Consider the following 11,985-nt stretch of genomic DNA (forward strand, 5'->3'; position numbering starts at 1 on the left):
TTTCTCCTGTCCAGTGGGCTGCTGGTCGGGTTCAGTTCTGGGTCGGGACCCGCTGAGCGTGTGTCCCGCGGGCCAGTATGAACGGCCCGTAACTGGACGTGCGTCTCAGTGTGTCCTAACTTCACACGCCGCCGGTTTCCCGGTGGCGTGTAGTTACTGATACTAGACGTCGCATATACAAATGGCCTAGTCACCACGCGCACATCCGAGCTGCAATGCAACTTGTTGCATAGGACCACCGGTACCGCATACGCTGCGAACGTGGGACTGCCGCACGCCATCCTCGTCTCGCTGCGCGAAAAGGCCGGCTCGGGCTACGAGCTGGCGCACCGCTTCGACCGGTCCATCGGATACTTCTGGTCGGCCACCCATCAGCAGATCTATCACACGTTGCGCGTCATGGAGGCCGACGGCTGGGTCCAGGTCCGCGCCGTCGCGCAGCACGGTCGGCCCGACAAGAAGGTCTACTCCGTCACGCCCGCCGGGCGCGCCGAGCTGGCCCGGTGGATCGCCGAACCACTGACCGGACGCGGGTCCACGGTGGCCGACAATCGCACCCGCGACCTGGCGGTCAAGATCCGCGCCATCGAATACGGCTGCCCGCACGCCGTCCGCGAACAAGCCGCCGCGCTGCGTGCCGAACGAACCGCACTGCTGGACACCTATCACGGTTTCGAGAAGCGGCAGTTCCCCGATCCCGCCCGGCTCACCGGTGCCGAATTGCACCAATACCTGGTGCTGCGGGGAGGTATCCGCGCCGAAGAGGGCGCCATCGAATGGCTCACAGAAGTTCTATCGGCCCTCGGAGGCACTCAGTGAACTATCCGAATCTGCTGTCCCCGTTGGATCTGGGCTTCACCACCCTGCGCAACCGGGTGGTCATGGGCTCCATGCACACCGGCTTGGAGGACCGCGCCCGGGACACCGACAAACTGGCCGCTTACTTCGCCGAACGGGCCCGAGGCGGCGTCGGGCTGATCATCACCGGCGGGTACGCCCCGAACCGGACCGGCTGGCTGCTGCCGTTCGCAGCCGAGATGCTCTCGGAATCCGATGCCCGCCGGCACCGCCGCATCACGACGGCCGTGCACGATGAGGGCGGCAAGATCGCGCTGCAGATCCTGCACGCCGGACGCTATGCCTACCACCCGTTCTCGGTGAGCGCGTCGTCGATCAAGGCGCCCATCAACCCGTTCCGCCCGCGCGCGTTGCGCAATGTCTCCGGCACCATCGACGATTACGTCCGCGCCGCGCTGCTGGCCCGCTCCGCCGGTTACGACGGTGTCGAGATCATGGGCAGCGAAGGCTATCTGATCAATCAGTTCCTGGCGCCGCGCACCAACAGACGCACCGACGCCTGGGGCGGTACCCCCGAGAAACGCCGCCGGTTCCCGGTCGAGATCGTCCGCCGCGTGCGCGAGGCGGTGGGCACCGACTTCATCCTGGTGTACCGGCTGTCGATGGCCGACTACGTCTCCGATGGCCAGACCTGGGACGAGATCGTGGCGCTGGCAACCGAAGTCGAGGCGGCCGGGGCGACGATCATCAACACCGGCATCGGCTGGCACGAGGCCCGGGTCCCCACGATCGTCACCTCGGTGCCCGACAGTGCCTTCGCCGGCACCAGCGGCGCACTGGCCGAGCACGTCGGGATCCCGGTCGCCGCCTCCAACCGGATCAACATGCCAGAGGCCGCCGAACAGATCCTCGCCGACACCGGGGTGCAGTTGATCTCGATGGCCCGTCCGCTGCTGTCGGATCCGGACTGGGTGCGCAAGGCGGCCGCGGACGCCGCCGATCAGATCAACACCTGCATCGCCTGTAACCAGGCCTGCCTGGATCACGCCTTCGTGCACAAGACGGTGTCGTGCCTGCTCAATCCGCGCGCCGGGCACGAGACGACACTGGTTCTCGGGCCGACCCGACGCGCCCGCACGGTCGCGGTGGTGGGCGCGGGCCCGGCCGGGTTGTCGGCCGCCGTCACCGCCGCGCAGCGCGGGCACCGGGTCACCCTGTTCGAGTCGGCGACCGTCATCGGCGGCCAATTCGATCTGGCCAGACGGGTGCCCGGCAAGGAGGAGTTCAACCAGACGGTGCGCTACTACACCCGGATGCTTCAGGTGCACGATGTCGACGTGCGCCTGGGTTGCCGCGCCGATGCCGACACCCTGGCCGGCTACGACGAGGTGGTGCTCGCCACCGGGGTGACGGCGCGCAAACCCGACATCCCCGGTATCGACCATCCCATGGTGCTGACCTATGCCCAGGCGCTCTCGGGTGCGCCGATCGGCAGATCGGTCGCGGTGATCGGCGCCGGCGGTATCGGTTTCGATGTCAGCGAGTTCCTGGTGACCGACGAGTCGCCGACACTGAATCGCAAGGAATGGCAGGCCGAATGGGGCGCCCTGGACCCGCAGGACGCCCCGGATGTGCGCGGCGCGTTGACCACACCGATTCCGCTACCGGCCGCGCGCGAGGTGTACCTGTTGGCGCGCACCAAGGGCCCGCAGGGCCGCGGCCTGGGCAAGACCACCGGCTGGGTGCATCGCGCCTCGCTGAAAGCCAAAGGCGTGCAGCAGTTGTCCGGGGTGAACTACGAACGCATCGATGACGACGGCCTGCACATCAGCTTCGGCTCCGACCGGTCCCGACCCCGCCTGCTGGCCGTCGACAATGTGGTGATCTGCGCCGGGCAGGAGTCGGTCCGTGAGCTCGAGGACGATCTGCGTGCCCGCGGAATCGAACCCCACATCATCGGCGGCGCGGCGCTGGCGGCCGAACTCGATGCCAAGCGGGCGATCCGCCAGGGCACCGAGCTGGCCGCCCAGCTGTAGCTCCCGTTCCCGGCGAGCGTGCGTGTCTGCTCCCCGACACGCCGGGCACAGCACAGAGTTCACGCACGCTCGGGGGGCGCGGTCAGGCCTGCTTGAGCGCCTCGACCTCGAGGGTGACGGTCACCTTGTCGCCGACCACGGCACCACCGGTCTCCAGCGGGGCATCGAAGTCAATGCCGAAATCCTTGCGGTTCAACACGACCGAGGCCTCGAAGCCTGCGACCTCGCCGTGCCCCATGCCGGGGTTCACGCCGTTGAACTCGAGCTTGAGCGAAACCGGCTTGGTGACACCCTTGAGGGTGAAGTCACCGTCGAGCACGTAATCGTCGCCGTCGGCGCGCACGGCGGTGGAGCTGAACGACGCCGTCGGGAACTGCTCGGCATCGAAGAAGTCGGCGGACTTCACGTGCGCGTCCCGCTGCTCGTTGCGGGTGTTGAGGGAGGTGACGTCGATGGTGGCGGTGACCGACGGGGTGCCATCCTCGGCGACGACGATCGCGCCCTCGAAGGAGTCGAACGAGCCGCGGACCTTGCTCACCATCAGATGCCGTACCGAAAAGTTGACCGACGAGTGCACGGGATCGATGGCCCAGGTACCGGCGGTCAGGGCGGTGGCTACGGATGCGGACATGATGGCTCCTTGTTCGGTGGGGCCGGCCGTCCCGGCACCCTCACCCGATCTAAACGGACCATGGTCCGATTTCATTCCGTAGCCGTCATTCGTCCCAGGACACGGTGCGCAACTGCCGTCGCGAGGTGATGCCGAGCTTGACGAACACCTTGCGCAGATGCCATTCCACGGTGTGCGTGCTGATGAACAATCGGGCCCCGATCTCCGGATTGGTCAGACCGTCGCGGGCCAGGCCGGCGATCTGCGCCTCCTGAGCGGTCAGCCCGTCACCGGATCGGACCGGTTGCTTGCGGACCTTTTCCCCCGTCGCCACGAGCTCGCGGCGCGCCCGCTCGGCGAAGCCCTGCGCGCCCATCTTCGTGAAGGTCTCATACGCGGTGCTCAGTTGGCTGCGCGCGTCGTTGCGACGATTCGCGCGACGCAGCCATTCACCGTAGGACAACCGCGCCCGGGACAGGTGCAGCGCGATATCCGCCCGTTCCAGACGCCGGATCGCCTCCAGAAACATCTCTTCGGCGTCGGCGTTGTCGGCCAGCAATGCCCGGGCCGCCGCCATCACGCCCAGACCCCAGTCCGAATCGGTGGCACCCGCGCGTGCCTGCAACTCGGGCAGCGTCGCGGCGGCACGGACACCATCGCCCACGTGCGCCGCAGCTTCGATCAGTTCGTAGAGGCACCAGGTGTGAAAGCCCAGATCCTCGTAGTCGCAACAGGTCTGCGCGGCCGACAGCGCATCCTCGTACCGGCCGAGCCCGTTGTACAACACGGCACTGCAGAATGCGGTCAGGCCGAGCAGTCTGCCTTCGCCCCTGGCCGCGCCGTCGGCCGCGGCGGATTCGATGATGCTCAGGGCGTCGGGCAGGCCCCGCCATGCCGCGAGGTTCAGTGCGTGGTAGCGCACCGGCGCATTGCCCATGGCGGCGGTGATCGATGCCGACTCCTCGATGAGCCGGTCCGCGGAATCGAACTCGCCGCGGTAGAAGTGGACGCCGGCGCGATAGCCCAGCGCCGGCGGTAGCGCCGCCAGTGCGCCGGCGTCCCGGGCCCGGTGCAGAATGCCCGTGGCGATCCGTTCGAGGACCTGGTCGTCCCACATCTCGTGCGCGGCGGATTCCTGCAGGACCGGGAACGGCCAGTACAGCCGTTCGCCGGGGTTCTGCTGCGCCTCGGTGTTCCACAGTTCCAGCGCGGCGCGCAGATCCGCGGTGCCGGTACCGGGGCCGTCGTTGATGCGCGCCGACATGCCCTTGAGCAGATGGTCGAGTGGCCGCCGCACATCGGCGAGGCGTCCCGCCGCGCGGGCACCCGCGGAGGCCACCTCGGTCAGCAGGCCGGCCGCGCCGAGACGCCCGGCGTACATCGCCGCCGCCAGCGCCTCCAGATAGGTGTCCCTGGCCAGCTCGTCATCGAGCCCGTCCAGAGCCTGTGCCGCACTGAGTAACTGAGCGCTCGCTTCACCGACGGTGGGTGCGCCCGCTGCGCCGGCCCGGCTGCGGACGAAGTCCATCTGCGCCCGCATCCGCGCCACCCGGGCGCGTTGCAGCGCGCTCAGCGGCGCGGTGTCCGCGATGGCCAACAGCGCGTAGGCGGCCTCGGGTGAGGCGGCCTCCCGCTTGGCATGTGCCGCGGCGATGGCTCGGGACCCGCGCAGCTGCGGATCCATCGTCAGGACCGCCGATCGCTCCAGAAAGGCGGCGGCGGCAGCGATCCCGCCCCGACGCTGCGCGCGGTCGGCCGAGATCTCCAGATCGGCGGCCACGGCGTCGTCGGGACCGGCGGCGGCGTTGGCGGCGTGCCAGGCCCGGCGGTCGGGGTCGGCCTGCGCATCGGTCGCCTCGGCCAGCGCCCGGTGCACGACGCGACGCTGCGACAAACTCGCCGCACGGTAGGCGGCCGAGCGCATCAACGGATGGTGGAAGCGCATCCGGGGACCGAACTCGATCAGGCCCGCGACCTCGGCCGGGGCCAGTGCGTCGACGGGCACGCCGAGTTCGGCTGCGGCACGCAGGAACAGCGCCGAGTCCCCGACCGGCTCGGCCGCCGCCGCCAGCAGCAACTGTCGGGTGTCGGCCGGCAACGCCTTGATGCGCGCGATGAATCCGTCCTCGATGGCGGCCGTCGACGAGCGGCGCCCGGAGATCCAGAAGCCGCCGGCCAGCTCGGAGGCGGACACGCTGCGCGGCACATCGAGGATCGCCAACGGCAGCCCGCGGGTTTCCTCGACGATGCGGTCGCGCACCAGCGGGTCGATGCCGCCGATCATCACCGAGTCCAGCAGTTCCCGCGCGGCGGCGTCGGACAGCACGGCGACGCTGTGCTCCGGCAGACCGGTCAGCACGTCGGAATAGCCGTCGCGAACCGCGAAGACCATCGCCACCTGTTCGGCCAGCAGCCGGCGCGCCACGAAAGACAACGTCTGCAGCGACACCTGGTCCAACCATTGCGCGTCGTCGACCAGGCACAGCAGTGGACGCTCGGCGGATGCGGCCGCCATCAAGCTGAGCACCGCCAGACCCACCAGGAACCGGTCCGGGGCGGGGCCGGTTCCGTAGCCGAACGCGACGTCCAACGCCTCGCGCTGCGGCGGCGGCAACGTCTCCAGGTGCGCCATCAGCGGCAGGCACAGCTGATGCAACCCGGCGAACGCGAGTTCCATGTCTTCCTCGACACCGATGACCCGGGTCGAGCCGAATCCGGCGGCCTGCTCAGACAGATACTCCAGCAGGGCGGTCTTGCCGACACCGGCTTCGCCGCGCAGCACCAGCACCTGGCCGCCCGAGCGTGCGCGGACCGTCAGTTCGTCCAGCACGGCGCGATCGCGTTCGCGGCCGAGCAGCTGGACTGACATGGCGGAATGGTAACTATTCACAACCGGTGTGAGCCATTGTCAAGATCACATCGCATCGTCCGGGCGGCGTGAGCGTGCGCATACTCCGCGAGAACATCGGTGTGTTGCACACAGACACGCACGCTCGCGGGGAACGGGAGGGGCGGGCAGATCGCGGGATCGCAGGATCTCAGGCGGCCAGCGGGGTGTAGTCGGTGGTGCGCTGCCGCGCCGGCCGGCCGATGCCCTGGGCGATGGCAACCAGTTCGGCCACGGTCTTGGCCGAGCCGTTCTCCGAGCCGGCCATCCGCGAGATCGTCTCCTCCATCAACGTGCCGCCCAGATCGTTCGCCCCACCGTTGAGCATCACCTGAGTTCGCTCGATACCCAGCTTGACCCAGCTGGTTTGGATGCTGGGGATCCTGCCGTGCAACATGATTCGCGCCAGGGCATGCACGGCCCGGTTGTCGCGGTGCGTCGGTCCCGGCCGCGCCCCGCCCGCCAGATACAGCGGCGAGGACTGGTGCACGAACGGCAGCGGCACGAACTCGGTGAAACCGCCGGTGCGGTCCTGGATGTCGCGCAACACGTTCAGGTGCCCCACCCAGTGCTTGGGGGTGTCGACGTGGCCGTACATCATCGTCGAACTCGACCGCAGCCCCACCTCGTGCGCGGTGGTGACGACGTCGATCCACTCCGCGGCCGGCAGCTTGCCCTTGGTCAGCACCCAGCGCACCTCGTCGTCGAGGATCTCTGCGGCCGTACCCGGGATCGAGCCCAGACCCGCCGCGCGCAGTTCGGTGAGCCATTCGCGCACCGACAGGCCGCTGCGGGTCACACCATTGGCGATCTCCATCGGCGAGAACGCGTGCACATGCATCGACGGCACCCGAGCCTTGACCGCGCGCACCAGATCGGCATACCCGGTGACCGGCAACTCGGGGTCGATCCCGCCCTGCATGCACACCTCGGTCGCACCGGCGACATGGGCTTCCCAGGCCCGGTCGGCGACCTCGTCGGTGGACAGCGAATACGCATCCGCATCACCCTTGCGCTGGGCGAAGGCACAGAACCGGCATCCCGTGTAGCAGATGTTGGTGAAATTGATGTTGCGGTTGATGACGAACGTGACGTCGTCACCGATCACGTCGCGGCGCAGCGAATCCGCCAGCGCGGCAACCGCATCCAGGGCCGTACCGTCCGCGGTGGCCAATGCCAGGTACTCGTCGTCGGTGCAGCCACCGGGATTGCGTTCGGCCGAGCGCAGCGCGGCCAACACATCGGTGTCGATGCGTTCGGGCGCCCGCGCGGCCAACTCCGAGACCTTCTCCCGAATGGACTCCCAGTCGCCGAACGCGCTGTCCAGATCGCTGCGCGTCTCGGTGCGCCGGCCCTCCGAATCGATGGCGGTGTGCAGGTCGGTACGGCCCAGCGACTCGGAAGCCTCATCGGGTTCCTGCCAGGGCCGCCCGGTCGGATTGACATCGCGGGCCAACCCGGTCTCCGGATCGGCCAGCGCGTCGACGTGACCACGCACCCGCGGATCGATCCACGCCGCCCCGGCCTGCACGTACTGCGGTTGGGCCGTGAGCCGCTGCACCAGGTCATAACCGGCCTCGGCGGTGACCGCGGCCAGATCATCCAGGTTGGGCCAGGGCCGCTCCGGATTCACGTGATCGGGCGTCAGCGGCGACACCCCACCCCAGTCGTCGACACCGGCGCCGATCAAGGCCAGGCATTCGGCCGGCGACACCAGATTCGGCGGGGCCTGGATGCGCATCTTGGGCCCCAGCACCAATCGCGTCACCGCGATGGTCGCCAGGAAATCGTCGATACCCGCATCGGGCGTCGCGGCCATCGCGGTGTGATCCTTGGCCCGGAAGTTCTGCACGATGACTTCCTGTACGTGCCCGAACTCCTTGTGCGATCTTCGGATCGCATGCATCGTCTCGGCACGTTCGGTCAGCGTCTCACCGATACCCACCAGCAGCCCGGTGGTGAACGGAATGGACAACCGACCCGCGTCGTCCAGCGTGCGCAACCGGACCGCGGGATCCTTGTCCGGGCTGCCGTAGTGGGCCAGCCCCTTGGTCTCGAACAACCGCCGCGACGTGGTCTCCAGCATCATGCCCATCGACGGCGCGACGGGCTTGAGCCGCGACAACTCCGTCCAGCTCATCACGCCGGGATTGAGGTGCGGCAGCAGACCGGTCTCCTCGAGCACCCGGATGGCCATCGCCCGGACGTAATCCAGGGTGGAGTCATAGCCGCGTTCGTCGAGCCACTGCTTGGCCTCGTCCCAACGCGCCTCCGGGCGATCACCGAGGGTGAAAAGCGCTTCCTTGCAGCCCAGCTCGGCGCCCCGGCGTGCGACATCGAGGATCTCGTCGGGCTCCATGAACATGCCCTTGCCCTCGGCGCGCAACTTGCCGGGCACGGTCACGAACGTGCAGTAATGGCACTTGTCCCGGCACAGGTGGGTCACCGGGATGAAGACCTTGCGTGAATAACTGACCGGCAGCCGACCGGTGGCGCCGCGGCGACCGGCCGATTCCAGGCCGGCATCGCGCACCCGGGCCGCGCTGGCACACAGGTCGGCCAGGTCCTCGCCACGGGCGGTCATCGCGATGGCGGCCTCGTCCACATTGAGCGCCACGCCGTCCCGGGCGCGACGCAACACCCGCCGCAACGCGGACGAGTTGGACTTCGGCGGGACCACCGGGCTGGGCAGATCGGAGCCGTGCTGGGGGTTCAGAGCCACTCCCGTGTAACCCCGGCGTCGGCGCGGATCATCCGCGCGTCCCACATTTTGAAACGGCTGCCCCTGGCATAGGGGTCACGATAGTCGCCGACCGAACACCGCGGCGCGACCCGTCCGCCGAAAGCCGCCCCGGTCGCTGACCAACGCGTAAGTTATCCGACGTCGGAACCGATCACAGGAGCTGTCATGCGGGTGCGCGTTCGTCCTTATCTGATGGCCGGGATTGCCGTGGTGGCCGCGGGCAGCATCGCGCTGCCGCAGTCGGTGACGCCGCCGGGCACCCCCACCGTGCGGCAGGACACCGTCGCGCTGACGGCCCAGACCAAATCGTTCGATCTGCTGCCCGCGGCATTGGTGGCGACACGGCCGCCCACACCCGGTACGGGCCCCACGGAGCTTCCCAAGCTGCTGGCCGAGGCGCTGGAGGCTGCGCCCGCGGTGACCCCGTCGGCTTCCGCGCCCCAGGCGTCGGCATTGGCGCTGCCGGTGCTGGGCAACGCCATCATCGAGGCGTACGACGTGATCATGCCGTGGGTGGACTGGGGCGTGAACCTCGGCATCTACGCCACCGAGTGGATTCCGGTCGTCAACTGGTTCACCCCGCAGATCAGCATCTTCTATTACTCGCTGATCCGACCCGTCATCACCAGCGCGGTGTTCAACATCGCGTACTGGGTGGGCGGCGCGATCAGCTTCGGCCAGGGGCTGTCGAACTTCTTCAACGACACCGTGGCGGCCGGCGTGAACTTCGTCAACGCCGAGATCGACTGGTTCCTCAGTTTCTTGCCGCCGCTGCCGCCGTTCTTCCCGCTGTCGGCCGCGTCGGAGGCGGTGATGGCCGTTCAGGGTGCGCGCACCGCGGTACAGATTCCGGCGGCGGCCGAAGCCCCGGCCGCCGAGACCGAAGAGTCCGTCGAGACGCCGGGCGAGTCCATCGGGGAGCCCGGGCAGACCGACGGTGAGTTGGCGCCGACTCCCACCGAACCCGTCGAGGCCGAACCCGAACCCGAACCGGCGGCCGAGGCCCCGCAGGTGCCGGCCGAGACCGATCCCGAACCCGAGGCGCCGGGCGACACCGTCGATCCCGAGGAGACCGAGCCCGAGGCCGAGGACCCCAAGAATCTCGAAGAGTCCGAGAACAGCGAGGGATCCGAGGACTCCATCGAGGACTCGAAGGACGATGAGGACGCCGCCGACGAGGGCGCCGAGAACCCCGCGCCCACCAAGCCCGACACCACCAAGCCCGACACCACCAAGCCCGACACCACCAAGCCCGACACCACGGACACCGACTCCGCGGATGACACCGCGCCGGAGAAGCCCTCGGACACCGCCGACAAGACCGAGAAGGCCGCCAAGACGGCCGACAAGCCCGGTTCTGACTCCTGAGGCCCGTGGATTTGGGCACCGTTTGTCACGCTCAGCGTGACAAACGGTGCCCAAATCGCCAGTGTCGTCAGGCGTAGCCGCGCAACACCGCGGCCGGCGGCAGCAATCCGCCGATGATCAGCAGCAGCACCGCGTAGGCCATCACCCCGGGGCCGTCGAACACCACGTCACCGCCGGGCCCGCCGAGGCTCAGCGCCAGGATCGTCGCCAGCCACGCCCACATCGGCAGAGCCGCGACCCGAGCCGACGTGGTCCATTGCAGCGCGACCCACACCAGGGCGGCGTTGACCGCACCGCTGATCACCACCGTGATCGGGAAGGGAATCGCACCGAGGCGCAGCGGAAGCAGGAACGCCGAGGCCAGCGCCGTCAGCACGCCGTCGAGGGCGAGCACCGAAAGGACGACGGGCGGCACCCAGGCCGGCCCGTCCCGTTGTTCGGCCGTCAGGTCGGGATGCTGTCGAGCAGCGCGACCAACGAGCCGATGACCCACTGGAGGTTGTCGGCGCGGTCCTGCTGATGCTGCAGGTTGGGATCCAAATCCGGGTCCATGACGCAGACCTTACCGCGTCCGTCTCCCGCTAACGGAGATTCAGCCCGGACAGCAGATCGGACTCCACGCCATCGGCGCCGCGCGTGCCCCCGGCCAGCACATAGTGCTCGATCCCCCACAGCGGCAACGCGATCTTGTTCGACAACGCCATCGAGTGCCCGTCGGGCGCCACCATCACCTGGGTGGCGTGCGCCCGCAGCGCGGCCACCTTGGCCGACAGGTGCTCGGTCGCGTCGATGACGGCATCCACCTGCTCGTCGGGAAACCCGAAGGCGAAGTCCTTGGCGTCGATGACCACCCAATCCGCCGGTGGCTCACCGATATTGCGGAAGCCCTCGACGAAGCCCGATACCGCCATCACCGTCCAGTAGAACTTCGGCACGGCCCAGCCGGCGTCGGCGGCAGCCGCCACCGCGGCGGTGCTCACCTCGTGCACCCGAATGTGGTCGGGATGCCCGTACCCGCCGTTGGGGTCGTAGCCGATGACGACGTGCGGGCGGAACTCGGTGATGATCGCGACCAGTTCGGCCACCGGCTCCGCCAGCGGGGCGGCGACGAAGCTCTGCCGGTGCCGCGCCGGCGTGCCGGGCATCCCGGAATCCCGCCAGCGGCCCGCGCCGCCGAGATAGTGCGGGCCGGACGCCCCCAGGGCGCCCAGCGCGGCGGTCAGTTCGGTGACCCGGTAACCGCCGAGCTGATCGGCGGCGTCGACCGCCAGACCGGCCCACCGGTCGCCGATCACCTCGCCCTCCTCGCCCATCGTGCAGGTGACCACGCGCACGTCGGCGCCCTCGGCGGCGTACTTGGCGATGGTCGCGCCGGTGATCAGCGATTCGTCGTCGGGATGGGCGTGCACAAACAGGAGCCGGGGGGTTTCCACTCCCCTAGGTTTACCGTGTGCCGCCAGCCGATGCGAGACGCCGTCACCGAGCACACCTGCGGTGCTGGATCACCGCACCTGATCGGTACGGTCGACAGCATCGGGAAACG

At 68.8% G+C, this 11,985-nt stretch carries 8 protein-coding genes; 3 read left to right on the forward strand and 5 right to left on the reverse strand.

Going from position 1 to position 11,985, the window contains the following annotated elements:
- Positions 1-261: 261 nt before the first annotated feature.
- Both ACWDUN_RS07040 and ACWDUN_RS07045 read left to right on the forward strand, forming a co-directional pair.
- Positions 262-819: a PadR family transcriptional regulator gene (locus tag ACWDUN_RS07040; protein WP_449926509.1), complete on the forward strand. Its 558-nt coding sequence runs from the start codon at positions 262-264 to the stop codon at positions 817-819.
- Positions 777-2,834: an oxidoreductase gene (locus ACWDUN_RS07045; protein ID WP_449926511.1), complete on the forward strand. Its 2,058-nt coding sequence runs from the start codon at positions 777-779 to the stop codon at positions 2,832-2,834. The genes ACWDUN_RS07040 and ACWDUN_RS07045 overlap by 43 nt, the downstream gene beginning before the upstream one ends.
- 82 nt (positions 2,835-2,916) lie before the next feature.
- Here ACWDUN_RS07045 and ACWDUN_RS07050 read toward each other — a convergent pair whose 3' ends face one another.
- The 3 genes from ACWDUN_RS07050 to ACWDUN_RS07060 all read right to left on the reverse strand — a co-directional run bounded on the left by ACWDUN_RS07050 (position 2,917) and on the right by ACWDUN_RS07060 (position 9,053).
- Positions 2,917-3,465 carry a YceI family protein gene (locus ACWDUN_RS07050; protein ID WP_449926514.1) on the reverse strand — a complete coding sequence of 183 codons (549 nt, stop codon included), beginning with the start codon at positions 3,463-3,465 and terminating at the stop codon, positions 2,917-2,919.
- An 85-nt stretch (positions 3,466-3,550) separates the two neighbouring features.
- On the reverse strand, positions 3,551-6,313 hold the full coding sequence (locus tag ACWDUN_RS07055) for an AAA family ATPase (RefSeq protein WP_449926517.1): 2,763 nt from the start codon (positions 6,311-6,313) through the stop codon (positions 3,551-3,553).
- 169 nt (positions 6,314-6,482) lie between these two features.
- The gene (locus ACWDUN_RS07060) at positions 6,483-9,053 is read right to left on the reverse strand and encodes a bifunctional FO biosynthesis protein CofGH (RefSeq protein WP_449926520.1); all 2,571 of its coding nucleotides are present in this window, start codon (positions 9,051-9,053) and stop codon (positions 6,483-6,485) included.
- Between the two features lie 186 nt (positions 9,054-9,239).
- On the opposite strand from ACWDUN_RS07060, the gene ACWDUN_RS07065 reads away from it, so the two are divergent.
- The gene (locus ACWDUN_RS07065; protein ID WP_449926523.1) at positions 9,240-10,442 is read left to right on the forward strand and encodes a hypothetical protein; all 1,203 of its coding nucleotides are present in this window, start codon (positions 9,240-9,242) and stop codon (positions 10,440-10,442) included.
- 67 nt (positions 10,443-10,509) lie between these two features.
- On the opposite strand, the gene ACWDUN_RS07070 is transcribed toward ACWDUN_RS07065, so the two are convergent.
- Together ACWDUN_RS07070 and mshB are read right to left on the reverse strand one after the other, a co-directional pair.
- Positions 10,510-10,935 carry a hypothetical protein gene (locus ACWDUN_RS07070; RefSeq protein ID WP_449926526.1) on the reverse strand — a complete coding sequence of 142 codons (426 nt, stop codon included), beginning with the start codon at positions 10,933-10,935 and terminating at the stop codon, positions 10,510-10,512.
- An 88-nt stretch (positions 10,936-11,023) separates the two neighbouring features.
- The gene (gene mshB / locus ACWDUN_RS07075) at positions 11,024-11,875 is read right to left on the reverse strand and encodes an N-acetyl-1-D-myo-inositol-2-amino-2-deoxy-alpha-D-glucopyranoside deacetylase (RefSeq protein ID WP_449926529.1); all 852 of its coding nucleotides are present in this window, start codon (positions 11,873-11,875) and stop codon (positions 11,024-11,026) included.
- Positions 11,876-11,985 lie beyond the last annotated feature (110 nt).

This window comes from Mycobacterium sp. NPDC003323, assembly GCF_053589535.1.

Coding starts and splice junctions, on each gene's coding strand:
- ACWDUN_RS07045 (WP_449926511.1), top strand. CDS start 777: ATGGCTCACAGAAGTTCTATCGGCCCTCGGAGGCACTCAGTGAACTAT.
- ACWDUN_RS07050 (WP_449926514.1), bottom strand. CDS start 3,465: ATGTCCGCATCCGTAGCCACCGCCCTGACCGCCGGTACCTGGGCCATC.
- ACWDUN_RS07055 (WP_449926517.1), bottom strand. CDS start 6,313: ATGTCAGTCCAGCTGCTCGGCCGCGAACGCGATCGCGCCGTGCTGGAC.
- ACWDUN_RS07065 (WP_449926523.1), top strand. CDS start 9,240: ATGCGGGTGCGCGTTCGTCCTTATCTGATGGCCGGGATTGCCGTGGTG.